Below are 23,557 nucleotides of genomic sequence, written 5' to 3'. Positions count from 1 at the left end.
CACGCCGGCCGCGGCGACGCCCGCCCGCAGCAGAACCACCGCCGTCCCGAAGGCAGCGCCCGTCCCGCCGGCAACGGCAACGGCAACGGCGGCCGCCCGGCCGGCGGTCCGCGCGCGGCGCTGCTCTCCAAGTAATATCAGCGGCATACCTGTTACTGCGACCCACGGACCCGCGCCATCATGCCTCTTTCTACCTGGTTGACGTTCTTCCTGGCCTCCTGGGCCATTTCGTTCTCGCCCGGCGCGGGGGCCATCTCCGCGATGTCCTCCGGACTGAAGTACGGCTTTGCCCGCGGCTACTGGAACACGGCCGGCCTGATCATGGGCATCCTGTTCCAGTTCGTGGTGGTCGCGGTCGGCCTGGGCGCGGTGCTGGCCACCTCCGAGATGGCCTTCAACGTGGTCAAGTACCTGGGCGTTGCCTACCTGATCTACCTGGGCGTGCGCCAGATCCGCACCGACGCCGCGCCGGTCGCGGTCGACGCCGGCGATCCCAAGCAGGCCTCGATCCGCGAACTGGTGATGCGCGGCTTCCTGATCAACACCATGAACCCCAAGGGCACGGTGTTCCTGCTGGCGGTGGTGCCGCAGTTCGTCGACACCGCCTTGCCGCTGACGCCGCAGTACGCGGCGCTGGCCGGCACGCTGGCGTTCACCGACCTGGTGGCGATGGGCGTGTACACGCTGCTGGCGGCGCGCGTGCTGCGCATGCTGCGCGATGCCAAGCACATCCGCTGGATGAACCGCACCTTCGGCTCGCTGTTCATCCTGGCCGGCGTGTTCCTGGCGTCGTTCCGCCGCCATTCCTGAATTTCCACGCGCGGGGCACGCGCCGGCAACGGCGCGTGCCCCGCTTGTTTCGATGCACGATACCGGACCGCGCCGGGCTGAGGCCGCGGCGTCAGGTTGAATCCTCCGATCATGAACATCCCACAAGAAGTAGCGCGGCGCCGTACATTCGCCATCATTTCCCACCCTGACGCGGGCAAGACCACGCTGACCGAAAAGCTGCTGCTGTTCGCAGGCGCGATCCAGATCGCCGGCAGCGTCAAGGCGCGCAAGGCCTCGCGCCACGCCTCGTCCGACTGGATGGAAATCGAAAAGCAGCGCGGCATTTCGGTGGCGTCGTCGGTGATGCAGATGGAATACCGCGACTGCGTCATCAACCTGCTCGACACCCCGGGCCACCAGGACTTCTCGGAAGACACCTACCGCGTGCTGACGGCGGTCGACGCCGCGCTGATGGTGATCGACGCCGCCAACGGCGTCGAACCGCAGACCATCCGCCTGCTGCAGGTCTGCCGCGCGCGCAACACGCCCATCATCACGTTCATCAACAAGATGGACCGTGAAGTGCGCGAGCCGCTCGAGCTGCTGTCGGAGATCGAAGGCCACCTGGGCATGGACGCCGTGCCGTTCTCGTGGCCGGTGGGCATGGGCAAAGCCTTCGGCGGCGTGTTCGACATCCGCCGCGACCGCATGCGCGTGTTCCGCCCCGGCCAGGAGCGCCGTTCGGACAACGACGATTTCATCGAAGGCCTGACCAACCCCGAGATCGGCCGCCGCTTCGGCTCGGCCTTCGAACAGGCCAGCGGCGAGATCGAACTGATCAACGAAGCCGCGCCCGCGTTCGACCGCGACCAGTTCCTCGCCGGCAAGCAGACCCCGGTGTTCTTCGGCTCGGCCATCAACAACTTCGGCGTGCAGGAAGTGCTGGACGCGCTGGTCGAGCAGGCCCCGCCCCCCGGCCCGCGCGTCGCGCTGCAACGCGAAGTGCAGCCCGAGGAGCCCAAGTTCACGGGCGTCGTGTTCAAGGTGCAGGCCAACATGGATCCGGCCCACCGCGACCGCGTCGCCTTCGTGCGCGTGAGCTCCGGCCGCTTCGAGCGCGGCATGCGCCTGAAGGTCGCGCGCACCAACAAGGAAATGCGCCCCAACAACGTGGTGTCGTTCCTGTCGCAACGCCGCGAACTGCTGGACGAGGCCTATGCCGGCGACGTGATCGGTATTCCCAACCACGGCGTGCTGCAACTGGGCGACGTGCTGACCGAAGGCGAAACGCTGCAGTTCACCGGCCTGCCGTTCTTCGCGCCGGAACTGTTCCAGGCCGTCGAAGTGAAGGACCCGCTGCGCACCAAGCAGTTGCGCACCGGCCTGACGCAGCTGGGCGAAGAGGGCGCCATCCAGGTGTTCCGCCCCGAGGCCGCCGGCGGTTCGCTGCTGCTGGGCGCGGTCGGCCAGCTGCAGTTCGAAGTGGTCGCGCACCGCCTCAAGACCGAGTACGGCGTGGACGCGCGCATGATGCCTTCGCGCTACACAATGGCACGTTGGATTACTTCTGATAACCCCAAGGCGCTGCGCAAGTTCATGGATGCCAATGCAGCCCATATCGCCTATGATGTGGTCGATGCGGCGGCGTTTTTGATCAGTTCCCCCGCGCAGTTGCGCGTGGCCGAGGAACTGTATCCGGATGTGAAATTCCACGCCATGCGGGAGCACGGCGGCAAGGTCTTCGGAGACAAGGCGTAGACCCGTTCGGGTACCGCACGGCAGATGAGGGTAGCAATGTCTTGGCGTTTATTATTCGCAACGCTCTTGCTGGCGCTTGGCGCGTCGGCATGGGGCGGCATTCAATTGGGTGATTGGCTGGTGGCGCATGCGCCGCCCGCCGCGCCTGCGCCCGGCCAGGATGCGGCCGCGTCGCAGCAACCCGTGCTCGACGCCAACGGGCGTCCCTACGTGGCCCAGCCGCCGCAGCCGCGCATCGACGGCACGCTCGGCGTGCCCGACAAGCCCGCCGACCGCGAATGGGCCATCAACACCGTTTCGCTGTTCGACACCGTCAGCGATCCGGCCGTGAAGATCTCGCGCGAACGCATCAGCCAGGAACAGGCGCGCGAAATCGCCGCCGCCTCGCAAGTGCCGCTGCCGCAAGGCGGCTCCGACGTCAGCACGCTGGATCTGCAGGCGCCGGGCACCGGCGCCGCCGTCAATGGCGGCCAGGGCCAGCCCGCCAACCAGACCCAGGCCGCCGGCTACGGCAACACGCCGATGGTGCAGGCGCCGCCGCCGCCCAACTCTTCGCCCGCGCCCGGCGCGCCTGGCTGGCAGGACGCGCTCAAGCGCGAACTGGCGCAGTGCGCCCAGCAAGGCTTCTTCGAACGCCCCTCGTGTTCGTGGGCGGCCCGCAACAAGTACTGCGGTCCCAACCGCGCCTGGGGCACGATGGCCGAATGCCCGGCCCGCCCGCAATAAGTCCGCATTCCCCGGCCGCGCCGCACGCGCGGCGGCAGCAAAAAAATGGCGCCCCGCGGGGCGCCATTTTCATGCCGGCAGGGCCGTTCAGTCGGGCACCGACATCTGGCTTTGCAGGTAGTTCTGCAGGCCGACCTTGTCGATCAGGTCGATCTGGGTTTCCAGGTAGTCGATGTGCTCTTCGGTGTCGTCCAGGATGTCCTGGAACAGATCACGCGACACGTAGTCGCGCACCGATTCGCAATAGGCGATGGCTTCCTTGACGGTCGCCTGGGCGCCTTGCTCCAGCTTCAGGTCACAGGCCAGCAGCTCCGGCACGTCTTCACCGATCAGCAGCTTGTGCAGGTCCTGCAGGTTGGGCAGGCCGTCGAGCATGAAGATGCGCGCGATCAGGCGATCGGCATGCTTCATTTCACCGATGGACTCTTCGTACTCGTGCTTGCCCAGCTTGTCGAAACCCCAGTGGTTCAACATGCGGGCGTGCAGGAAATACTGGTTGATCGCCGTCAGTTCGTTGGTCAGTTGCTTGTTCAGGAACTGGATGACGGTTTTGTCGCCTTTCATAATGGACTCCTTGCAGTCGGACGCGACGCGCACTGCATCGCGACAAGAAGCGCACGATGCCGCGAGTACGCAACCCCGGCAGACTAACATCGGCCGCGGGGCCGCGCCTAGCCTTGGCGCGCATTTGGTAAACCGCTTTACGAGCGCTACAAGAAAGCGACAAACAAATGAGAATGAGTATGTGTGCGCGTTGATTTGCATGCGCGGCGCAAGCGTTGCGCGGCCTGCGCGCACGCGGCCCGCCCGATCCGGCCGTCATTTGCCGCGCAAGCGCCGGGCCTGGGCCCGGGCCGGGCGCCGGATTCATCGACGCGATCGCAACGACGCCCCGCGTTGTCCTGGAACAACCCGCGGGGCATGGATGCCGCGCACGCTTCACGCCTTGCCGCCGCGCCGCGTCCCGGCCGACAGCCGCGCCACCTCAAGGCGCGCGCCGCGTCGCCAGCCAGATGCCGAACGCGATCGGCACGATGCCCAGCAGGTCCAGCCACGTCACCTGTTCGCGCAGCACCAGCCAGCCGAACAGCAGCCCCAGCGGCGGCATCAGGAAATGCAGGGCGCTGGCCGCCGTCGCGCTGGCGCGGCCCAGGATCATGAACCACAGGTAATAGCCGCCGATGGACACCGCCACGATCATGTAGGCCATGCTCCAGAACAGGCTTGTGGTCATGCGCGCATCGCCGATGCTCTCGTGCAGCAGCGCCACCGGCATCAACGCCACCGCCCCGGCCAGCGACTGGATGCCGGTCGCCATCCACAGTCCCGTCGAAGGCTTGAGGCGCTTGTAGAGCAGCGTGCCCGCCACCAACGCCACCAGGCCGCCCGTCACCAGCAAGGTGCCGTGCAGGTCCTCCTGCATGCCCGACAGCCGTGAACGCAGCACCAGCGCCACGCCGGCCAGCCCCAGGCACAGGCCCAGCATCTTGCGCCAGCCCAGCCGCTCGCCCAGCACCGGTCCGGCCAGCACGCCGATCAACAGCGGATTGGTGCTGATCAGCACCGCGGTGAAGGCCGACGAGACCGTGGTCATGCCGCTCCAGCTCATGCCCAGGTAGGCCGCGTTGTTCAACACGCCCAGCAGCACCAGCGCCGCCAGATCGCGGCCGCTGGGCCGTTGCCAACGGCCACTGGCCGCGGCCACGCCGAGCATCAGGGCGCCGGCGATCAGGAAGCGGATGGTCAGCAGGGTCAGCGGCGGACAGTCGCGCACCGCGATCTTGGCCGCCGCGAACGCCGAGCTCCACAGGAAACAGAACGCCGCGATGGGCGTCCAGGCCACGCCCATCGGCGCGTCGGCGGGCAGGGCGGTGGCGGGCAAAGTCGATGACGCCTTCATGGCAGCGGGTCCGGGCAAAGGAAGAGGAGCCCATTCTGGGCGCGGCCCTATCCATTGACAAACGCTTTATTTGGATCAAAAGTATTTGAAAAACCGATGCAAAGGCGTCTCTCATGCTCGATCTCGATCTACTGCACAGCTTCGTCTCCGTCGTCGACGCGGGCGGCTTCACCCGCGCCGGCGAGCGGGTTCACCGCAGCCAGTCCACCGTCAGCCAGCAGATCCGCAAGCTGGAGGAGACTCTCGAATGCACGCTGTTCGTGCGCGAGGGCCGCCAGGTCCACCTGACCGAGGACGGCGAACGCCTGCTGGGCTATGCGCGCCGCATGCTGGCGCTATCCACCGAAGTGCGCGAAGCGGTCAGCGGCCGCAAGCGGGTCGAGGTGATCCGGCTGGGCATCCCCGACGATTTCGCCGCCGACACGCTGACAGCCATCGTGGCGCAGTTCGCCCGCGCCCGGCCAGCCGTCAGGCTGTCGGTGCGCTGCGACCTGACCGTGGCGCTGACGCGCGGGCTGGAACGGGGCGACCTGGACCTGGCGCTGCTCAAGCGCGAACCCGGCGCCGGCCCGGCGCTGACCACCTGGCCGGAACACCTGCACTGGATCGCCGGCCCGCACGCGCTGCCCGCCAGCAGCGAACCGGTGCCGCTGGTGGCCTTTCCGCAGGGCTGCATCTACCGCAACCGCGCCATCCACGCGCTCGAACGCGCCGGACGCCGCTGGCGCATCGCCTACGAGAGCCCCAATCTGATGGGGATCCAGGCCGCGCTGGCGGGGGGGCTGGGAGTGGCCTTGCTGGAGCGCCGCTGCATCGCCGCGGGCCATCGGCTGGTCGACGACGCGTTGCCGCCGGTGCCGCCGTCCGAGCTGGCGCTATGCCTGTCGGAGCCGGCGCGCGAGCCGGTGCGCCAGTTGGCGGGGATGATCAGGGAGTTTTGTGAAACGGAAACACAACGGCTTGCAGGGCTGAGCCTGCAAGCCGTGGCAGATGACGGCGCCGTTCAGGCGACCGCGACCTGGATGACCGGATAGCTGCTGTTCGCCGCGGACGCGCCCGGTTCGACCATGGCGGCCGGCGGGTTGACCGGAACGGCGATCGAGCGCACATCGCACACGCTGGAGCAGCGGCCGCCCGGCAGGTATTCGGCGGCGGTGGCCGCGCAGCAGCCGCAGCACGTGGCCACGCCCAGCTCGAACTGCAGGTCGGAAAGCGACGTCGCGCCCGCGTCCACGCTGGCGCGGACTTGGCGTTCGGTAATGGCATTACATACGCAAATGTACATGAGAATAATTATCGAGATTTATTCCTGCAATGGCAAGTACCGTGCCTAAATAATTTGCAACTTCGTGGTCATCTAACTCTTTGAAATAAGGGACGTTTTATCGGCGTGACTTGACGCACGGCCGAAGGGCGCGCGCCCTGTCCGGCGTCCCATGCCACGCCGTTCAGCAGGTCCGGCAGGGTGCTTTTGCGATCAATCCGGGGGATATTCCCGGCGGGCGTGCAAGATATGGATGACCTCGATCGCCAGTTCGGTGACTCGGTAGACCACCACGTAATTGACGTGCACGACGAGTTCGCGCGTGCCGACGACGCGGCCGACTCGATACCGGTATGGGTGTCGGGCCAGGGACAGCACGGCGTTGTCGATGCGTTGCCGGAGGTTGCGCGCCGCTTGCGGACTACGCTCGGCAATGTAGGAGATGATTCCCGCCAGATCGTCTGCGGCGGTAGGAAGCCAGGATACGTGAAGCATGCGCAACTCGGCTGTGCCAGCGACCGGGCACGGCGAGCATGTCCTCAGACCGGCTCAGACCGACGGTTTCATCCTTGGCCGTCTTGCGTGTCCTGCCGACGCTTGCGCGCCGCGTCGATGATGGCATCCATGCGAGCCATCACTTGGTCGTGGGGAATGGCCGGACGCGGATCGTTCAGGCTGGCTTGCACCTTCGCGCGGAACCAGCGGTCGTAGCTGACCGCCTGTTCTTCAGTCTCGAATTCCGAGACGGTGGGGGAAGGGACTGGGCCCATGGAAACGCTCCTGATGAAAGCCCAGTGTACGGCAACGAACGCTCGTCAAAGCGCCAGGCCCCGCAGCGCTCTGCCGCAAAAATATCCCTTATTTCACCGCGCCACGGCCTGCGCCTTGCGCAGCGCGGCCGGTGCGATCCGCAGCGCTTCGCGATATTTCGCGACCGTGCGGCGGGCGATGACGATGCCCTGGTCGGCCAGCTTTTCCATGATCTGGCTGTCCGACAGCGGCTTGGCCCGGTTCTCCTCGGCCACCATCTGGCGGATGAAGGTCTGCACCGCCGTGGCCGACGTGGCGTCGCCGCCGTCCGTCGACACCCCCGCCCCGAAGAAGCGCTTGAGTTCTAGCGTGCCGAACGGAGTGAGCATGTACTTCTGCGTTGTGGCCCGTGAAATGGTGGATTCGTGCAGGCCCAGCTCGCCGGCGATGTCTTTCAGGATGAGCGGCCGCATGGCCGCCGGCCCCTGGCTGAAGAAGGCGGTCTGGCGGTCGACGATGGCCTGGGCCACCCGCAGGATGGTGTCGAAGCGCTGCTCGACGTTGCGGATCATCCACTTGGCCTGCTGCAACTGCGCCTGCAGGCCGGCGTGGGCCGACTCCTTCTGGTTGCCCAGCATCTGCGCGTACAGCCCGTTGATCTGCAGGCGCGGCATGGCGGCGCTGTTGAGCGTCACCTGCCAGCCGCGGCGCGTCTTGCGCACGATCACGTCGGGCACGGCGTAGTCGGCCGCCGGCACCGTCCAGGCGCGGCCGGGGCGCGGTTCCAGGCGCAGGATCAGGGCATGGGCGACGCGCAGCGTCGCCTCGTCACAGCCGACCGCCGCGCACAGGCGGGCGTTGTTGCCGGTGGCCAGCAACGCCAGGTGCTGGCCACAGATCAGTCGGGCGCAGGCCAGCGCCTTGGGATCGGCGGCCTCGGGCAGGCGCGTCAGGTCCGGGTTGCGCAGCTGCAACAGCAGGCAGTCGGACATGTCCCGGGCGCCGATACCGACCGGGTCGAACGACTGCAGCAGCGACAGCGCGGCGCGCAGTTCGTCCAGGTCCGGCTCCATCTCGGCGGGCAGCCAGCCCAGGATTTCCTCCAGCGGCGACCCCAGGTAGCCGTTCTCGTCCAGCTCATCGATCAGCAGCGCCGCCAGGGCGGCATCGCGCGGCGCCGCGCGCGTCAGCACCAGCTGGCCCAGCAGGTGTTCGCGCAGGGTGTCGGGCCGGGCCGCCTCGGGCAGGCTGGAGTCGTCGTCGGGATAGACGCCTCCCGAGCCCGGCATTTCGTCCACCGGGGTCTCGCGCTCGGGCGCTGGCTCGTCGTCCTGCACCGATGATTCGCGTTCCGATTCCGCCTGGGTTTCGACCGACGACGGCTCATCGTCGCGTTCCAACAACGGATTGTCGGCAAGCACCTGCGAGATTTCCGCCTCGAGGTCGAGCGTGGACAGCTGCAGCAACCGGATGGATTGCTGCAGTTGAGGGGTCAGCGTGAGATGCTGACCGGGCCGCAGTTCTAAAATTGGACGGGTCATAGGTACAATATTTTGCATGATGAATCAGACTTCGCCCGCACGCGTTCGCCAGGATTGCCGACTTATCGGCCAGACCCTGCTCAAACTGGCGCTTCCCCGACTTCTCGTGCGCGCGATCGTGATCGCCGTCGCCGTGATCGTCTGGTATCTCGCCGCCTCCTGGATCCTGGATTTCGGCAAGCGCATCAACTACGAATTCCTGCATTCGCTGGGCCAACCCACCATGGACATGGTGCAGAAGGTCAATCCGTACATCTGGTGGGTCGTCGCCGGCATCTGGACCCTGATCGTCTTCTTCATCCTGCGCGCCTGGCTGTCGGCCAGCCTGGCTTCCGGCCGCGCCACCCCGGTCGGCACCGGCGTGCTGGCCGACCTGGCGCCGCAGCTGTCGGAGGAGTCCCTCGGCGTGCTGCGCTGGACCTGGGGCAGCCGCGAAGAACCCTTCACCGTCGGCGACCTGCACCGCTCGCTGTCGGAAATCCGCCACAACCGCATCGGCAAGATCGCCATGGTGGCCGAACAGGCCGACATCCTCGACGCCAAGCCGTCGCGCGACAACCGTGACGACGGCCGCCGTGACGACGGCCGCCGCGATGCCCGCGACAGCCGCGAACAGCGCTACATCGAGCCCCGCATCGGCGGTCCGGCCCGCTGAACCGACGTCCGCCAACCAACGCATCAGGCCGCCGCAAGGCGGCCTGGTTGTTTCAGTCCCCTGCCAGCCGGGCTCCCCTATACTGGCCCTCCAGGCTCGCGCAACCGCGGGCCGCGCACCTTTAAAACCAGACCAAGCCGACTGCAGAGACCAGCCGGATGCGCGGCCGGCCCCCTGGAGTTGCTTTACATGTTCCGCACCCCCGTCCGGTATGCCGCCGGCCTCCTGCTGGCCTGCTCGGCCGCCTTCGTCGCCGCCCCGGCCAACGCCGCCTGGCCCGACAAGCCCATCACGTTCGTCGCGCCCTTCAGCGCCGGCGGCGCCAACGACCTGGTCGCTCGCATCATCGCCAAGGCGGTGGGCACGACCCTGAACCAGCCCGTCATCGTCGAAAACCGTCCCGGCGCCGGTGGCGTGGTCGGCGCCGCGCACGTCGCGCGCAGCGCGGCCGATGGCTACACCTACCTGGTGGGCAGCAACGGCACGGTCACCAACAGCCTGATCCGCTCGGACCAGCCCTACAAGGACGAAGAGCTGACCCCGGTCGCGCTGCTGTCGATCACGCCGTCGGTCATCGTCGCCAATCCGTCGAACCCGGCCAAGGACCTGAAGGACTTTGTCGAACGCGCCAAGAAGGCCAAGACCGACCGTATCACGTTCTCGACCGCCGGCAACGGCAGCACGCCGCACTTCGTGGCCGAGATGGTCAAGGAAGCCACCGGTCTGCCGGTCGAGCCGATCGCCTACAAGAGCGGCTCGGAAGGCGTGACCGCGGTGATCGGCAAGCAGGTCGACGCCACCTCCGAAGCCAGCATCGTCACGCTGCCGCTGGTGCAGAGCGGCAAGCTCAAGGCCCTGGCCACCACCTGGGACAAGCGCATGGCCAGCGCGCCGGACATCCCCACCACCGCGGAGCTGGGCTTCCCCGCCATCCGCATCGGCCACTGGGCCGGCCTGTACGCGCCCGCCGGCACGCCCGCCGACGTGCTCGACAAGATGAACGCCGCCATCGAGAAATCGCTGCAGACCAAGGAAGTGCAGGACGCCCTGCGCCAGAGCAGCATCGAGCCGGGCGGCGGTTCGCGCGCCAGCTTCATCGAATTCGCCAAGAGCGAGCGCGAGCGCCTGGGCCAGGTCGTCAAGAACGGCCACATGCAGACGCAGTAACGCGAGTGATGCCCAGCCGGGGACAGATCCGTCCCCGGCTTTTTTATCGCCTTCCCGATTGCGCTGCCCGCAAAAGTATGTTTGACTAGCACCCTATGGCCGCTCAACGCACCTCCCTCGCGATTGCCACCGGACGTTCCGCCGCTCCGGTTGCCGGCCTGCGCGCTCGTACCGCCTTCATCGCGCTATCGCTATACCTACCGATCGGTTGCCGGGCCTAGTGTCCCCGTGGTAGCTCGGCAGCCACGCTTGCCACACGCGATTTCCCCTTTTCAAAACTGAATCTTGCGCCGCGCGAACGCGGCCAACCCTGGCACCAGGCCGCCATCCGGCCGCATGCCGGCCGAGGAAACCGATCCCGGGATTCACAAGAAACCGATCGAGGTGTAGTGATGATGCTTGCCAACCCCGCCACCAAATACGTCCCCTTCGCGCCGTTCACCCGCGACTTCTCCGAACGCACCTGGCCCAGCCGCCGCATCACGCAGCCGCCGATCTGGATGAGCACCGACCTGCGCGACGGCAACCAGGCCCTGATCGAGCCGATGAGCGTCGAGCGCAAGCTCCGCTTCTTCGAGCAGCTGGTCAAGATCGGCTTCAAGGAAATCGAAGTGGGTTTCCCGTCGGCCTCGCAGACCGACTTCGATTTCGTGCGCAAGCTGATCGACGAAAAGCGCATCCCCGACGACGTCACCATCATCGTGCTGACGCAGTCGCGTGAAGACCTGATCAGCCGCACCGTGGAAGCCGCCGCGGGCGCCAAGCAAGCCATCGTCCACATGTACAACGCCTGCGCGCCGGCCTTCCGCAAGGTCGTGTTCAACATGAGCAAGGACGAAATCAAGAACATCGCCACCACCGGCACGCGTCTCATCAAGCAATACGTGGCGCAGCGTCCGGAAACCCAGTGGCGCTACGAGTACTCGCCCGAAGTCTTCAGCACCACCGAGCCCGAATTCGCGCTCGAAGTCTCGAACGCCGTGGCCGACGTCTGGCAGCCCACGCCGCAAAGCAAGATGGTGCTGAACCTGCCCGCCACCATCGAGGCCACCAGCCCCAACCTGTACGCCGACCAGATCGAGTGGATGCACAAGAACCTGGCGCGCCGCGACAGCATCGTCCTGAGCGTGCACCCGCACAATGACCGCGGCACCGCCGTGGCCGCCGCCGAATTCGCCGTGATGGCCGGCGCCGACCGCATCGAAGGCTGCCTGTTCGGCAGCGGCGAGCGCACCGGCAACGTCGACCTGGTCACGCTGGCCTTGAACCTCTACACCCAGGGCGTGCACCCGGGCCTGGACTTCTCGGACATCGATGAAGTGCGCCGCTGCGCCGAGTACTGCAACCAGTTGCCCGTGCACCCGCGCCACCCGTACGCCGGCGACCTGGTCTTCACGGCCTTCTCCGGTTCGCATCAGGACGCCATCAAGAAGGGCTTTGCCCTGCAACAGCCCGACGCCGTCTGGGAAGTGCCGTACCTGCCGATCGACCCGGCCGACCTCGGCCGCAGCTACGACGCCGTGATCCGCGTCAACAGCCAATCGGGCAAGGGCGGCGTGTCGTACCTGCTCGAACAGGAGCACGGCCTGGTGTTGCCGCGCCGCCTGCAGATCGAATTCAGCCGCGCCATCCAGCGCGTCACCGACGAGACCGGCCGCGAAGTCACGGCCGACGACGTGCACACCATCTTCAACCGCGAATACCTGGAACAGAAGACCCCGTGGAAGCTGGTGCGCCACCGCATCGACGGCAATCCGTCGGCGGGTGAAGGCCAGCACTTCAGCATCGAGGCCGAACTCGAATACAACGGCGAACGCCGCATCGTGACGGGCAAGGGCGACGGCGCCATCTCGGCCTTCGTGGCCGCGCTGGACGTGCCGGTGCGCATCATGGACTACCACGAGCACGCCATCGGCACCGGCACCGACACCCGTGCCGCCTCCTATGTGGAACTGCGCGTCGGCGATTCGAGCACGGGCTTCGGCGTGGGCATCGACCGCGACATCGTCACGGCCTCGTTCCAGGCCGTGCTGAGCGCGGTGAACCGTCACATCAACGCCGGCACCGTCGCCGCCGAACAGGAAGCCGCCGAGGCCGCGTGATCCGCCGCCAGGCCGCGGGCGTGGCGGTTACCGCCGCCGCGTCCCCCGCGCGCTTCTTACGGTGAAGCCGCTCCGCACAAAAAAAGCCCGCCTTTATCCGGCGGGCTTTCTTTTTGGCGCGGCGGGTCGAGGGTCCGGCTCAGCCCCGCGGCCACATGTCGGAGGCGCCGATGTCGGGCTCGCGCGCCGCCAGCAGCCGCTCGTGGATCCAGGCGGCGATCGCCAGGGTGCGATGGTCATCGTAGCGCTTGCCGATCAGCTGCAGGCCCACCGGCAGGCCTTGCGGGCCGGTGGCGAAGGGCAGGTTCAGGCACGGCAGGCCGAACAGGGTCCAGGCGCGCGAGAACTGCGGGTCGCCCGTGCCGAGGTCGGCGAACGGCGCTTCGCCGCTGGCGGCGGGCGCGAGCAGCACGTCGTACTTGTCGAACCAGCCGTCCACGCGGGCGCGCGATTCGGCGGCCCGCGCCAGGTTCCTGATGTGCTCTTCGGCGGTGATCTGCGCGCCGGCCTCGAGGATCGCCTGGATCTTCGGGCTGAGCTGCGCGGCATGCTCCAGCCGTTCATAGGCCAGTGACTGCGACGACTCGAACGCCATGATGTCGGCGTGCAGCTGCACCAGCATGCAGTGCTCGGGCGGCAGCGGCACCTCTTCGACGTGGGCGCCGGCGCGCGACAGCGTGGCGGCGGCCTGCGCGAAGGCTTCCTTGGTCTCGGACTGGGCATGGCGCCACTGCAGGCTGCGGTACATGCCGATGCGCGGCTTGGCGTCGTAGCTCAGGTCCAGCAGGCGCGGATCGCGCATCAGGACCGAGGCGAACAGGGCCACGTCCGGCACCGAGCGGGCGAAGCCACCCACGGTGTCGAGCGATTCGGCCAGGCTCTTCACGCCGGCCCGCGGAATCGCGCCGAAGGTGGGCTTGTAGCCGACGATGCCGCAATAGGAAGCCGGGCGGATGATGGAGCCCGCGGTCTGCGAGCCCAGCGCGAACGGCACCATGTCGTCGGCCACCGCCGCGGCCGAGCCGCTGGAGGAGCCGCCGGGGGTGTAGGCCTCGTTGCGCGGATTGCGGGTCGGGCCGGCCTGGTAGGTGGCGAATTCGGTGGTGACGGTCTTGCCGATCACGATGGCGCCGGCATGGCGGCACAGCGCCACGGCGGCCGCGTCCAGCCCGGGGCGATGGCGTTCGTAGATGGGCGAGCCGTAGCGCGTGGGCAGGTCGACGGTGTCGAACAGGTCTTTCACGCCCAGCGGCAGGCCGTGCAGCGGACCGCGCAATGCGCCCCGGTCGAGGGCTTCGGCGTGGTCCAGGGCGGCCTGCTTTTGCAGCGCCGTCCAGGCATGGATGGTGTTTTCGCGTTGTTCGATGCGCGCAAAGCAGGCGCGCACCAATTGCACCGCAGTCAATTCGCGCCGTTGCAGCTTGCGCGCCGCTTCAAGCGCGCCAAGTCTGTTTAAGGCAGTAGACATGATCCTTTCCTCTATCCCGGTGCCGTGCGAGATGCACGGTACTGACTTCCGCACCCGGTCCCCTTGACCTGGGGTTTATCCCGATCCGGCTGGCGGCATGATGCCGGCCGGCTGTGACAAACCCAGCCATTGTGCGCGTCGCGTCAATTGGGAAAACCACTGAAAAAAACGGGTTTTCACAGGGATTTCATGCGGCGCCGCGCCCTGGCTTTATGTTGTTGCGTCGTTAACAGCATAGCGCAAACGGGTGCAACACAAAGGTCATATTTGTCTTGTAAGATGAAAACGTTTTCAGCAAACCGGCAGCAATGTAGCCATGGCGTCGCGCGCATCGCCCCGCTTTTCCATCATCGAGGTTGCCCGCAAAGCGGGGGTGTCGCCCGCGACGGTTTCGCGCGCGTTCAACCAGCCGGACATCGTCCATCCCGACACCCTGGCGCACATCCGCGCCATCGCCAAGCGGGCAGGCTTCCGGCCCAACCGCGTCGGCCGCAGCCTGCGCTCCGGCAGCACGCGCACCATCGGCCTGATCCTGCCGACACTCTCCAACCCGGTGTTCGCCGAGTGCTTCGAAGGTGCCGAGCGGCGCGCCCGCGAATCGGGCTACAGCGTGATGCTGACCGCCACCGGCTATGACCCGGCGGTGGAATCGGCGGCGGTTCAGGGGCTGATCGACCACCAGGTCGACGGCCTGATCCTGACCGTGGCGGACGCCGCCCGCAGCACCACGCTGGATGACCTGGACAGCGCCGGCATGCCCTACGTGCTGGTCTACAACGAATCCGCCGCCCATCCCTATGCCTCTGTCGACAATCGCGCGGCGGCCATCGACATGGTTTCGCACCTGGCCGCGCTGGGGCACCGGCGCATCGCCATCGTGACCGGCCCGCTGACGGCATCGGACCGCGCGCGCCGCCGCCTGGCGGGCGCCCGCGCCTGCGCCAAGAAGCTGGGGCTGGAACCCATCCAGCACATCGCCATGAGCTCGCACACCGGCAGCGACGCCGACGCCCTGAAGGGTGCGTTGCGCGGCAAGCAGGCGCCCACGGCCCTGTTCTGCTCGAACGACCTGCTGGCCACGGCGGTCATTGCCGACCTGGTGGCGCTGGGCCTGTCGGTGCCGTCCGATATTTCGGTCTGCGGTTTCGACGGCATGCGCTTCGGCGCCTTGCTGACGCCGCCGCTGACCACGGTGGCGCAGCCCAGCGACGGCATCGGCCAGGCCGCCTGCTCGAACCTGCTGGCGCAGATCCACGGCCAGCCGCCGCAATCGAGCCGCCTGCCGCACTGCATCGTGGTCGGCGGCACCGCCGCGCCGGTGCGCCGCTGAACCTGCCAGAACAGATAAAAAACGAGACACGCGTCATGCTCATCGCACAGATCACCGACCTGCACATGCGCACCCCGGGCGACAAGGCCTACGGCATCATCGATCCCGCCGCCTTCCTCGGCCCCGCGGTGCGCGCCCTCAACGCCCTGACGCCGCGGCCCGACTGCGTGCTGATCACCGGCGACCTGACCGACCTGGGCAAGGCGCACGAATACCAGGCGCTGCGCGAGCAGCTGCAGGCGCTTGAAATCCCGTATTTCCTGCTGCCCGGCAACCATGACGACCGCGCGCAATTGCGCGCGGCCTTTCCCGACCATGGCTATCTGCAAGGGCAGGGGCCGTTCATCCAGTACGCGGTCGAAACCTATCCGCTGCGCCTGCTGGCGCTGGACACGGTGGTGCCGATGAAGAGCCACGGCGAACTGTGCGACGAGCGCCTGGGCTGGCTGGCCGCGCGGCTGGCCGAACAGCCCGACCGGCCGACGCTGGTGCTGATGCACCACCCGCCGTTCCTGACCGGCATCGAGCACATGGATGCGATCGGCCTGCTGGCCGGCGCGCCCGAGCTGGAGCGCATCGTGGCGCGCTATCCGCGCGTGGAGCGGGTGCTGTGCGGCCACCTGCACCGCACCATCTTCCGCCGCTTCGGCGGCACCATCGCCTCGACCTGTCCGGGCACCGCGCACCAGCTGGCGCTGGAACTGGGGCCGCGCCCGACCTTGCAGTACATCATGGAACCGCCGGGCTACCAGCTGCACTGGTGGCACGACGGCGCGCTGGTCACCCATCACGCCGTGATTGGGGAATACCCCGGGCCGTATCCCTTCGCCTGAGCCCCGATCTCGATTACAAACACTATGCCTTGCCATATCTCCGTCATGATTGCGCTGCACAATGAAAAGGTTTTCATCGCACGCGCCGCAGACGGATCTGAAAATTAGATCCAAGAGACAGCATGTCATCCATCGTTCTGGATAACCTCACCAAGCAATACGGCGGCGCGGCCGCGATCCACGGCGTCAGCTTCACCGTGCCGGCCGGCAGCTTCACCGTGCTGCTGGGCCCTTCGGGCTGCGGCAAGTCGACCACCCTGCGCATGATCGCCGGACTCGACACGCCCACGTCCGGCACCATCCGCATCGGCGACCGCGACGTCACCCAGCTGCCGCCCGCCAAGCGCCGCATTTCGATGGTGTTCCAGTCGTATGCGCTGTTTCCGCACCTGTCGGTGCGCGAGAACATCCTGTTCGGCCTGAAGGTGCGCAAGGAACCGGCGCGCGACTACGACCGCCGCCTGCAACGCGTGGCCTCGCTGCTGGGCCTGGGCCATCTGCTCGACCGCAAGCCGTCGCAACTGTCGGGCGGCCAGCAACAGCGCGTGGCGCTGGGCCGCGCGGTGATTTCCGAAGCGCCGGTGTGCCTGATGGACGAGCCGCTGTCCAACCTGGATGCGCAGCTGCGCCATGAAATGCGGCGCGAGATCCGCGCGCTGCAGCAGGACCTGGGCATCACCATGGTTTACGTCACGCACGACCAGACCGAGGCCATGAGCATGGCCGATCAGGTGGTGCTGCTGCGCGGCGGCCAGATCGAACAGCACGACACACCCGACGGCCTGTATGCCCGTCCGGCCAGCGAATTCGCGGCGCGCTTCATCGGCACGCCGCCCATGAACCTGATCAACCTGATGCCGCTCCAGGGCGCCACCGTGATCGCCGGCACCCACGGTCCGGCCATCGCGGGCGCGCCGGAAGGCGCCGCCAAGCTGGGCGTGCGCCCCGAGCACATCCGCATCGACGGCGATGGCATCGCCGCGACGGTGGAAAGCGTGGAGTACTTCGGCGCCGATTCCATCGTGGTCTGCCGCATCGGCGACAGCGGCGGCGTGGCGGTGCGCGTGGGCGGCCATCTGCGGGCCCGCGCCGGCGAGGCGCTGCGCCTGTCGTGGCCGGCCGAGCAACAGCATTTCTTTGCCGCCGATTCGGCGGTCATCAACACCGTCGGGCGCTGAAGACGCCCAATCCACAGGAAAGGAAACGCAATCATGCGACGCATCGTACTCAAGACCCTGGCCGCCAGCCTTGCCGCCGCCTGCCTGTCGCTGCCCGTGCAGGCGCAGCAGAAGCCCGTCGAAGTGGAGTTCTACTACCCAGTCGCCGTGGGCGGCCCGATCACCAAGATCGTCGATGACATGGTGACGGACTTCGAGAAGGAGAACCCCGGCATCAAGATCAAGCCGATCTACGCCGGCTCGTACCAGGATTCGATCGCCAAGGCGCTGACCGCCCTGAAGGGCGGCACGCCGCCGCAGCTGGCCGTGCTGCTGTCGACCGACATGTTCACGCTGATCGACGAAGACGCCATCGTGCCGATCGACTCGCTGGCCAAGAACGACGCCGACAAGAAGTGGCTGGGCGGCTTCTACGACGCCTTCATGCAGAACAGCCGCACCGGCGGCCACACCTGGGGCGTGCCGTTCCAGCGTTCGACCATCGTGATGTACTACAACAAGGATCTGTTCAAGGCCGCCGGCCTGGATCCCGAGCGCGCGCCCGCCACCTGGGCCGAGCTGGTCGAGTACGGCAAGAAACTGACCAAGCAGGACGCCAGCGGCAACACCACCCAGTGGGGCATCGAGATCCCGTCGGGCGGCGCCTTCGCCTACTGGCTGTTCCAGGCCCTGACCACGCCCAACGGCGCGATCCTGATGAACGAGGCCGGCAACGAGGTCTACCTGGACAAGCCCGCCGTGGTCGAGGCCGCGCAGTACTGGCGCGACCTGTCGGCCAAGCACAAGATCATGCCCACCGGCACGATCGACTGGGGCACCACGCCCAAGGACTTCCTGGAAAAGAAGGCCGCCATCATCTGGACCACCACCGGCAACCTGACCAACATCCGCAAGAACGCCGACTTCCCGTTCGGCGTGGCGATGATGCCGCAGCAAAAGCGCGGCGGCAGCCCGACCGGCGGCGGCAACTTCTACATCTTCAAGAGCGGCACGCCCGAGCAACAGCAGGCCGCGCTCAAGTTCGCGCAATGGGCCACGACGCCCGAGCGCGCCGCCGACTGGAGCATCGCCACCGGCTACGTGGCCGTGACGCCGGCCGCCTGGCAGACCGAGAAGATGAAGAAGTACGCGCAGGAAGTGCCGGCCGCCGCCGTGGCGCGCGACCAGCTGCAGGTGAGCGTGGCCGAATTCTCGACCCACGAGAACCAGCGCGTCACCAAGACCCTGAACGACGCCCTGCAGGCGGCGCTGACGGGTTCGAAGACGCCGCAGCAGGCGCTGACCGACGCCCAGCGCGAAGCCGACCGCATACTGCGTTCCTACAAGTGATCCCGCAAGCACGATGAGCCGCTCTTTGAATGCGCTTTATGGCTGGCTGCTGTTGCTGCCAGCCATCGTGCTGCTCGCCGCGTTCACGCATTACCCGGCGCTGGCGACGCTCTGGCACAGCTTCTATTCCACTCCCAAGGGCGCGCGCCCGGCCCGCTTCGTCGGGCTGGACAACTACGCGGTCATGCGCGACGACCCGGTGTTCTGGCAGTCGCTCTGGAACAACCTGTGGTTCGCGCTGGGCACCATCCCGACCTCGATCGGCATCGCGCTGGTCATGGCGCTGTGGGTCAACCGCAACCTGCGCGGGCGCGGTTTCCTGCGCATGGCGTACTTCACGCCGACGGTGCTGCCGATGGTGGCGGTGGCCAATATCTGGCTGTTCTTCTACACCCCGCAGTACGGCCTGATCGCGCAGGTGATGCAGCTGTTCGGCTCGCCCGGCCCCAACTGGCTCGGCAACCGCGAAACCGCGCTGCCGGCGCTGATGCTGGTGACGGTGTGGAAGGAATCCGGCTTCTTCATGATCTTCTACCTGGCCGCGCTGCAGACGGTGTCGCCGTCGCTGCGCGAGGCGGCGATGCTGGAAGGGGCCTCGCGCTGGCAGTATTTCCGGCGCGTGCTGTGGCCGCTGTTGATGCCGACCACGCTGTTCGTGCTGATCAACGCGCTGATCAACGCCTTCCGGCTGGTGGACCACGTGGTGGTCATGACCCGCGGCGGGCCCGACAACGCCAGCACGCTGCTGCTGTACTACATCTACCAGGTGGGCTTCAGTTTCTGGGACACCGCCTACGCCGCGACGCTGACCGTCGTGCTGCTGGTGGTGCTGGCGCTGACGGCGCTGATCAAGTTCCGCTGGCTGGACCGCAGGACGCACTACCAATGAAAGACAAGCTCGATACCCTGGGCGCGTGGGCGCTGGGCCTGCTGTGGATCCTGCCGCTGGCCTATGCCGTGTGGGCGGCGTTCCACCCGCCGGCCTACGCCACCCGCTTCGATCTGTTCGCGCCGCTGACGCTCGACAACTTCGCGCGGGCCTGGCAGGCCGCGCCGTTTCCGCGCTACTTCGCCAACACCTTCCTGCTGGTGACGATGGTGCTGGCGGCGCAGCTGGTGCTGTCGACGCTGGCCGGCTACGCCTTCGCGCGCTTCGAGTTCCGCGGCCGCGACTTCGTCTTCATGCTGGTGCTGCTGCAGCTGATGATCATGCCGGACGTGCTGCTGGTGGAGAACTACCGCTCCATGAGCCAGCTCGGCATCCGCGACACGGTGTTCGCCATCGGCCTGCCGTACTTCGCCTCGGCCTTCGGCATCTTCCTGCTGCGCCAGACCTTCAAGACGGTGCCGCGCGAGCTGGAAGAGGCCGCGCGCATGGAGGGCGCCAACGCGCTGCAGGTGCTGTGGAAGGTGTACGTGCCGCTGGCCAAGCCGATCTACGTGGCCTACGGGCTGGTGTCGGTCAGCCACCACTGGAACAACTTCCTGTGGCCGCTGATCATCACCAACTCGGTGGAATCGCGGCCGCTGACGGTGGGCCTGCAGGTGTTCTCGTCGACCGACCAGGGCATCGACTGGTCGGTGATCACCGCCGCCACGCTGATGTCGGCGGCGCCGCTGCTGATCGCCTTCCTGCTGTTCCAGCGCCAGTTCGTGCAGTCGTTCATGCGCGCCGGCATCCGCTGATCCGCCCCGGAAAACAAAAGACCCCGCGTCATGCGGGGTCTTTTCATTGGCGCGGCCAGGCGGTCAGTAACCGACCGTCAGTCCGGGCAGGTCCACGGTGATGCGCGGGCGCTCCAGCGCCAGCGCCAGGTGCTCGGCGAACTCGCGGGCTTCCTTGGCGTCGGTGGACAGGATGTCGTAGCCGAGCGCGTCGGCCACGCCCAGCACCTTGTCCAGCAGCAGCACCTTGCCGCTCGGGCGCAGGGGTTCACAGCCCAGGGTTTCCCAGGCGCCGTCGAACCAGTCGCGGGCGTCGTTCTGGCGCTGCGGGCTGGGTTCGACGTTGGCCGACAGGTCCAGCGAGCGCCGGGTATCGAAAACGATGGTGATGTCGCTGCGCATGGCAGGGATTCCTTGAAATGGCGTCAGCCGCAAAGGGTAGGGAAAAATCGCCGGACAGATTGTCCGTCCGGCGACATTGGCTTACCAGCCGCGCGACACTTCCCAGGTGACCTCGGCGCCGGCGGCCTGCGACTGGCGCATCATGTCCAGCAGCGGGAAGGCGCGCTCCTTCAGGCCGACCGCGCGCGCCATGGGCGCCACCGCCGGCTTGTCCTCGTCTTCCTCGTCCTCGGCGGGATTGCCCTGGGATTCTTCAATGGCCCGTTCGATACCCTGGATGGCCGGACCGAGCTGGTCGACGGTGAACACGCCGCGCTCGGGGATCTTGTCGCCAAAGGACTTGCCCGCGGCTTGCAGCAGGACGCCGGCGTGGTCGGTGAGCATCAGGACTTCGGCCACGACCTTGGAGTGAAACGTAATCAGCATATTCCGGTCTCCTACGGATTGAATACCCTCAATACACTACCGCAACACCCTGGGGATGCCAACTGGCGCCCCCGGGCGAGGGTCGGCGGGCGGCCCGGCCGACGGCGCCCCCGCGCGGTAACGGCCGCCAAATCAAGCTATGATTCAGGAGATTCCCGTGACGGCAGGATCCGCGGCGGCCGAGAATCCGGCGCCTCGCGCGGTCATGCCCCCGAGGCCCGCCAGCCGGCCGATCCCGCCCCCTGGCGCCGCGCGCGAGCCCACGGCCCGCCGCCCTCGTCACCCACCCAGAACTTCTCCAGACGCCCATGCTCCCCGAGCAACAAAAACAGCTTATCTCCCTGATCCAGGCCGCCGTCGCGCAGAGCCTGCCCGATGCCCAGGCCGATGCGGCCCGAGCCAACGTGCTGCTGGAGCGCCCCAAGGTCGCCGCCCACGGCGACGTCGCCACCAACGTGGCCATGCAGCTGGCCAAGCCGGCCAAGCGCAACCCGCGCGAACTGGCCCAGGCCATCGTCGAGGCGCTGCTGGCGCAGCCCGGCGCCCGCGACCTGGTGGAGAGCGCTGAAATCGCCGGTCCCGGCTTCATCAACCTGCGCGTCACCGCCGCCGCCCGCCAGGCCGTCATCGCGGCCGTGGCCGAGCAGGGCGAGGCCTTTGGCCGCGCCGCCCGCAGCGGCGAGAAGATCCTGGTGGAATTCGTGTCCGCCAACCCCACCGGCCCGCTGCACGTCGGCCACGCCCGCCAGGCCGCCCTGGGCGACGCCCTGTGCCGCCTGTATGACGCCATCGGCTGGGACGTGACCCGCGAGTTCTATTACAACGACGCCGGCAACCAGATCGAGAACCTGGCCATCAGCGTGCAGGCGCGCGCCCGCGGCCTGACGACCGACTCGCCCGACTGGCCCGCCGACGGCTACAAGGGCGACTACATCCTGGACATCGCCCGCGACTTCCAGGCCGGCAAGACCCTGCAGGCCTCGGACGGCGAACCCGTCACCGCCACCGGCAACATCGACAGCCTGGACGACATCCGCGCCTTCGCCGTGGCCTACCTGCGCCGCGAGCAGGACCTGGACCTGCAGGCGTTCGGCCTGAAGTTCGACAACTACTACCTGGAAAGCTCGCTGTACACGTCGGGCCGGGTCGAGGCCACCGTCAAGGCGCTGATCGCCGGCGGCCATACCTATGAGGAAGGCGGCGCGCTGTGGCTGCGCACCACCGAGCTGGGCACCGGCGACGACAAAGACCGCGTCATGCGCAAGAGCGAGGGCGGCTACACCTATTTCGTGCCGGACGTGGCCTACCACAAGGCCAAGTGGGAACGCGGCTTCCACCGCGCCGTGAACATCCAGGGCAGCGACCACCACGGCACCGTGGCGCGCGTGCGCGCCGGCCTGCAGGCGCTGGAAGAGGGCATTCCCAAGGACTACCCGTCCTACGTGCTGCACAAGATGGTCAAGGTGATGCGCGGCGGCCAGGAGGTCAAGATCTCCAAGCGCGCCGGCAGCTACGTGACCATGCGCGACCTGATCGACTGGGTCGGCCGCGACGCGGTGCGCTACTTCCTGATCCAGCGCCGCGCCGACACCGAATTCGTGTTCGACGTCGACCTGGCGCTGTCCAAGAGCGACGAGAACCCGGTCTATTACATCCAGTACGCCCACGCGCGCATCTGCTCGGTCATCAACAACGCCGGCATGCCGGCGGCGGACGTGGCCGCGGCCGATGCGTCCCTGTTGACCGCCCCGAGCGAATTCGCGCTGATGCAGCGCCTGGCCGAATTCCCCCACGTGGTGGCGCTGGCCGCCCAGGAACTGGCCCCGCACCACATCGCCTTCTGGCTGCGCGACTGCGCCTCGGACTTCCACGGCTGGTACAACGCCGAGCGCGTGCTGGTCGACGACACCGCGCTCAAGCTGGCGCGCCTGCGCCTGGCCGCGACCACGCGCCAGGTGCTGGCCAACGGCTTGGCGTTGATGGGCGTGTCCGCCCCCGAGCGGATGTAACATCGGTACATGGCCACCAAGCGCAAACCCACCCGCCGGTCAGGCGAAAGCGGCAGCACCCTGTACGGGGCGCTGGCCGGATTGCTCATCGGATTGATCGTGGCCGCCGTCGTGGCGTTCTACGTCACCAAGGCGCCCGTGCCGTTCGTCGACCGCGCCACGCGGCAGGGCGACGCCGGCAAGCTGCCCGACCCGCGCCAGGCGCCGGACCCCAACGCCGGCCTGTATGGCCGCGACGGCGCCGCGGGTTCGTCGCCCACCGGCCCGACCGCCACGGCGCCCG

The 23,557-nt window shown here is 67.5% G+C and carries 23 protein-coding genes and 1 pseudogene; 15 read left to right on the top strand and 9 right to left on the bottom strand.

Features of this window, described 5'->3' with window-relative positions; all coding sequences use genetic code 11:
• The first annotated feature begins 180 nt into the window (after window positions 1–180).
• The 3 genes from H0523_RS27785 (at window position 181) to H0523_RS27775 (ending at window position 3,255) form a co-directional block, all read left to right on the top strand.
• Window positions 181–810 (top strand): LysE family translocator, encoded by a 630-nt coding sequence (locus H0523_RS27785; RefSeq protein ID WP_054461022.1) that lies wholly within the window; start codon window positions 181–183, stop codon window positions 808–810.
• Window positions 811–921: 111 nt separating this feature from the next.
• Window positions 922–2,529, top strand: coding sequence for a peptide chain release factor 3 (locus H0523_RS27780; protein WP_054433946.1), 1,608 nt, complete (start codon window positions 922–924; stop codon window positions 2,527–2,529).
• A gap of 24 nt (window positions 2,530–2,553) precedes the next feature.
• Entirely contained in the window at window positions 2,554–3,255 is a 702-nt protein-coding gene (locus H0523_RS27775) for a hypothetical protein (protein ID WP_180180218.1), read from the top strand.
• A gap of 87 nt (window positions 3,256–3,342) precedes the next feature.
• On the opposite strand, the gene bfr is transcribed toward H0523_RS27775, so the two are convergent.
• Window positions 3,343–3,819 carry a bacterioferritin gene (gene bfr, locus H0523_RS27770; protein WP_006386993.1) on the bottom strand — a complete coding sequence of 159 codons (477 nt, stop codon included), beginning with the start codon at window positions 3,817–3,819 and terminating at the stop codon, window positions 3,343–3,345.
• Between the two features lie 421 nt (window positions 3,820–4,240).
• Window positions 4,241–5,155, bottom strand: a complete 915-nt coding sequence (locus H0523_RS27765) for a DMT family transporter (protein ID WP_054433944.1) — start codon at window positions 5,153–5,155, stop codon at window positions 4,241–4,243.
• 113 nt (window positions 5,156–5,268) lie between these two features.
• Here H0523_RS27765 and H0523_RS27760 point away from each other — a divergent pair, with 113 nt between their 5' ends.
• Window positions 5,269–6,189, top strand: coding sequence for a LysR substrate-binding domain-containing protein (locus tag H0523_RS27760; protein WP_054433943.1), 921 nt, complete (start codon window positions 5,269–5,271; stop codon window positions 6,187–6,189).
• Here H0523_RS27760 and H0523_RS27755 read toward each other — a convergent pair.
• From H0523_RS27755 to rpoN, 4 genes are all read right to left on the bottom strand, one after another.
• Entirely contained in the window at window positions 6,159–6,440 is a 282-nt protein-coding gene (locus H0523_RS27755; protein WP_054433942.1) for a (2Fe-2S)-binding protein, read from the bottom strand. The two genes, H0523_RS27760 and H0523_RS27755, sit on opposite strands and share 31 nt — an antisense overlap.
• A gap of 192 nt (window positions 6,441–6,632) precedes the next feature.
• A complete protein-coding gene (locus H0523_RS27750; RefSeq protein WP_054433941.1) occupies window positions 6,633–6,914 on the bottom strand; it encodes a type II toxin-antitoxin system RelE/ParE family toxin in 282 nt (93 codons plus the stop codon).
• A gap of 68 nt (window positions 6,915–6,982) precedes the next feature.
• On the bottom strand, window positions 6,983–7,189 hold the full coding sequence (gene relB, locus H0523_RS27745; protein WP_054433940.1) for a type II toxin-antitoxin system RelB family antitoxin: 207 nt from the start codon (window positions 7,187–7,189) through the stop codon (window positions 6,983–6,985).
• Window positions 7,190–7,282: 93 nt separating this feature from the next.
• Window positions 7,283–8,710: an RNA polymerase factor sigma-54 gene (gene rpoN / locus H0523_RS27740; RefSeq protein WP_442778941.1), complete on the bottom strand. Its 1,428-nt coding sequence runs from the start codon at window positions 8,708–8,710 to the stop codon at window positions 7,283–7,285.
• A gap of 16 nt (window positions 8,711–8,726) precedes the next feature.
• Between rpoN and H0523_RS27735 the strand changes: the two genes are divergently transcribed.
• From H0523_RS27735 to leuA, 3 genes are all read left to right on the top strand, one after another.
• Window positions 8,727–9,365 (top strand): hypothetical protein, encoded by a 639-nt coding sequence (locus H0523_RS27735; protein ID WP_054433938.1) that lies wholly within the window; start codon window positions 8,727–8,729, stop codon window positions 9,363–9,365.
• A 189-nt stretch (window positions 9,366–9,554) separates the two neighbouring features.
• The gene (locus H0523_RS27730; protein WP_006392283.1) at window positions 9,555–10,532 is read left to right on the top strand and encodes a tripartite tricarboxylate transporter substrate binding protein; all 978 of its coding nucleotides are present in this window, start codon (window positions 9,555–9,557) and stop codon (window positions 10,530–10,532) included.
• A gap of 392 nt (window positions 10,533–10,924) precedes the next feature.
• Window positions 10,925–12,634, top strand: coding sequence for a 2-isopropylmalate synthase (gene leuA / locus H0523_RS27725; RefSeq protein WP_054433937.1), 1,710 nt, complete (start codon window positions 10,925–10,927; stop codon window positions 12,632–12,634).
• 139 nt (window positions 12,635–12,773) lie between these two features.
• On the opposite strand, the gene H0523_RS27720 is transcribed toward leuA, so the two are convergent.
• On the bottom strand, window positions 12,774–14,102 hold the full coding sequence (locus H0523_RS27720; RefSeq protein ID WP_054433936.1) for an amidase: 1,329 nt from the start codon (window positions 14,100–14,102) through the stop codon (window positions 12,774–12,776).
• Window positions 14,103–14,418: 316 nt separating this feature from the next.
• Here H0523_RS27720 and H0523_RS27715 point away from each other — a divergent pair, with 316 nt between their 5' ends.
• From H0523_RS27715 to H0523_RS27690, 6 genes are all read left to right on the top strand, one after another.
• Window positions 14,419–15,432: a LacI family DNA-binding transcriptional regulator gene (locus H0523_RS27715; protein WP_054433935.1), complete on the top strand. Its 1,014-nt coding sequence runs from the start codon at window positions 14,419–14,421 to the stop codon at window positions 15,430–15,432.
• A gap of 35 nt (window positions 15,433–15,467) precedes the next feature.
• Entirely contained in the window at window positions 15,468–16,265 is a 798-nt protein-coding gene (locus H0523_RS27710; RefSeq protein ID WP_054433934.1) for a phosphodiesterase, read from the top strand.
• Between the two features lie 122 nt (window positions 16,266–16,387).
• Window positions 16,388–17,443, top strand: a complete 1,056-nt coding sequence (locus H0523_RS27705) for an ABC transporter ATP-binding protein (RefSeq protein WP_054433933.1) — start codon at window positions 16,388–16,390, stop codon at window positions 17,441–17,443.
• Window positions 17,444–17,476: 33 nt separating this feature from the next.
• The gene (locus H0523_RS27700) at window positions 17,477–18,772 is read left to right on the top strand and encodes an ABC transporter substrate-binding protein (RefSeq protein ID WP_054433932.1); all 1,296 of its coding nucleotides are present in this window, start codon (window positions 17,477–17,479) and stop codon (window positions 18,770–18,772) included.
• Between the two features lie 13 nt (window positions 18,773–18,785).
• Window positions 18,786–19,661, top strand: coding sequence for a carbohydrate ABC transporter permease (locus tag H0523_RS27695; protein WP_035359840.1), 876 nt, complete (start codon window positions 18,786–18,788; stop codon window positions 19,659–19,661).
• A complete protein-coding gene (locus tag H0523_RS27690; protein WP_006386977.1) occupies window positions 19,658–20,458 on the top strand; it encodes a carbohydrate ABC transporter permease in 801 nt (266 codons plus the stop codon). Before H0523_RS27695 ends, H0523_RS27690 begins: the two co-directional genes overlap by 4 nt.
• Window positions 20,459–20,521: 63 nt before the next feature.
• Here the strand turns inward: H0523_RS27690 and H0523_RS27685 are convergent, their stop codons facing one another.
• Window positions 20,522–20,839, bottom strand: coding sequence for a hypothetical protein (locus H0523_RS27685; protein ID WP_006386976.1), 318 nt, complete (start codon window positions 20,837–20,839; stop codon window positions 20,522–20,524).
• 81 nt (window positions 20,840–20,920) lie between these two features.
• Window positions 20,921–21,265: a DUF1840 domain-containing protein gene (locus H0523_RS27680; protein ID WP_054433931.1), complete on the bottom strand. Its 345-nt coding sequence runs from the start codon at window positions 21,263–21,265 to the stop codon at window positions 20,921–20,923.
• A 308-nt stretch (window positions 21,266–21,573) separates the two neighbouring features.
• On the opposite strand from H0523_RS27680, the gene argS reads away from it, so the two are divergent.
• Window positions 21,574–23,274: an arginine--tRNA ligase gene (argS, locus tag H0523_RS27675; RefSeq protein ID WP_054433930.1), complete on the top strand. Its 1,701-nt coding sequence runs from the start codon at window positions 21,574–21,576 to the stop codon at window positions 23,272–23,274.
• 9 nt (window positions 23,275–23,283) lie between these two features.
• Window positions 23,284–23,557: pseudogene (locus H0523_RS27670) on the top strand (SPOR domain-containing protein); the annotation flags it as partial.

Origin of the sequence: Achromobacter insuavis, from assembly GCF_902859645.1 — a bacterium.
Classification (GTDB): domain Bacteria; phylum Pseudomonadota; class Gammaproteobacteria; order Burkholderiales; family Burkholderiaceae_B; genus Achromobacter; species Achromobacter insuavis.
This window is presented reverse-complemented; position numbering and strand designations above follow the sequence as displayed.

Excerpts from the sequence above, each read along its gene's own strand:
- H0523_RS27730 (WP_006392283.1), top strand. The coding sequence starts at position 9,555 with ATGTTCCGCACCCCCGTCCGGTATGCCGCCGGCCTCCTGCTGGCCTGC.
- H0523_RS27700 (WP_054433932.1), top strand. The coding sequence starts at position 17,477 with ATGCGACGCATCGTACTCAAGACCCTGGCCGCCAGCCTTGCCGCCGCC.
- H0523_RS27760 (WP_054433943.1), top strand. The coding sequence starts at position 5,269 with ATGCTCGATCTCGATCTACTGCACAGCTTCGTCTCCGTCGTCGACGCG.
- rpoN (WP_442778941.1), bottom strand. The coding sequence starts at position 8,710 with ATGACCCGTCCAATTTTAGAACTGCGGCCCGGTCAGCATCTCACGCTG.
- H0523_RS27680 (WP_054433931.1), bottom strand. The coding sequence starts at position 21,265 with ATGCTGATTACGTTTCACTCCAAGGTCGTGGCCGAAGTCCTGATGCTC.
- H0523_RS27780 (WP_054433946.1), top strand. The coding sequence starts at position 922 with ATGAACATCCCACAAGAAGTAGCGCGGCGCCGTACATTCGCCATCATT.
- H0523_RS27720 (WP_054433936.1), bottom strand. The coding sequence starts at position 14,102 with ATGTCTACTGCCTTAAACAGACTTGGCGCGCTTGAAGCGGCGCGCAAG.
- H0523_RS27715 (WP_054433935.1), top strand. The coding sequence starts at position 14,419 with ATGGCGTCGCGCGCATCGCCCCGCTTTTCCATCATCGAGGTTGCCCGC.
- H0523_RS27785 (WP_054461022.1), top strand. The coding sequence starts at position 181 with ATGCCTCTTTCTACCTGGTTGACGTTCTTCCTGGCCTCCTGGGCCATT.
- H0523_RS27695 (WP_035359840.1), top strand. The coding sequence starts at position 18,786 with ATGAGCCGCTCTTTGAATGCGCTTTATGGCTGGCTGCTGTTGCTGCCA.
- H0523_RS27755 (WP_054433942.1), bottom strand. The coding sequence starts at position 6,440 with ATGTACATTTGCGTATGTAATGCCATTACCGAACGCCAAGTCCGCGCC.
- argS (WP_054433930.1), top strand. The coding sequence starts at position 21,574 with ATGCTCCCCGAGCAACAAAAACAGCTTATCTCCCTGATCCAGGCCGCC.
- H0523_RS27705 (WP_054433933.1), top strand. The coding sequence starts at position 16,388 with ATGTCATCCATCGTTCTGGATAACCTCACCAAGCAATACGGCGGCGCG.
- H0523_RS27735 (WP_054433938.1), top strand. The coding sequence starts at position 8,727 with ATGATGAATCAGACTTCGCCCGCACGCGTTCGCCAGGATTGCCGACTT.
- H0523_RS27750 (WP_054433941.1), bottom strand. The coding sequence starts at position 6,914 with ATGCTTCACGTATCCTGGCTTCCTACCGCCGCAGACGATCTGGCGGGA.
- leuA (WP_054433937.1), top strand. The coding sequence starts at position 10,925 with ATGATGCTTGCCAACCCCGCCACCAAATACGTCCCCTTCGCGCCGTTC.
- H0523_RS27765 (WP_054433944.1), bottom strand. The coding sequence starts at position 5,155 with ATGAAGGCGTCATCGACTTTGCCCGCCACCGCCCTGCCCGCCGACGCG.
- H0523_RS27685 (WP_006386976.1), bottom strand. The coding sequence starts at position 20,839 with ATGCGCAGCGACATCACCATCGTTTTCGATACCCGGCGCTCGCTGGAC.
- H0523_RS27690 (WP_006386977.1), top strand. The coding sequence starts at position 19,658 with ATGAAAGACAAGCTCGATACCCTGGGCGCGTGGGCGCTGGGCCTGCTG.
- relB (WP_054433940.1), bottom strand. The coding sequence starts at position 7,189 with ATGGGCCCAGTCCCTTCCCCCACCGTCTCGGAATTCGAGACTGAAGAA.
- H0523_RS27775 (WP_180180218.1), top strand. The coding sequence starts at position 2,554 with ATGAGGGTAGCAATGTCTTGGCGTTTATTATTCGCAACGCTCTTGCTG.
- bfr (WP_006386993.1), bottom strand. The coding sequence starts at position 3,819 with ATGAAAGGCGACAAAACCGTCATCCAGTTCCTGAACAAGCAACTGACC.
- H0523_RS27710 (WP_054433934.1), top strand. The coding sequence starts at position 15,468 with ATGCTCATCGCACAGATCACCGACCTGCACATGCGCACCCCGGGCGAC.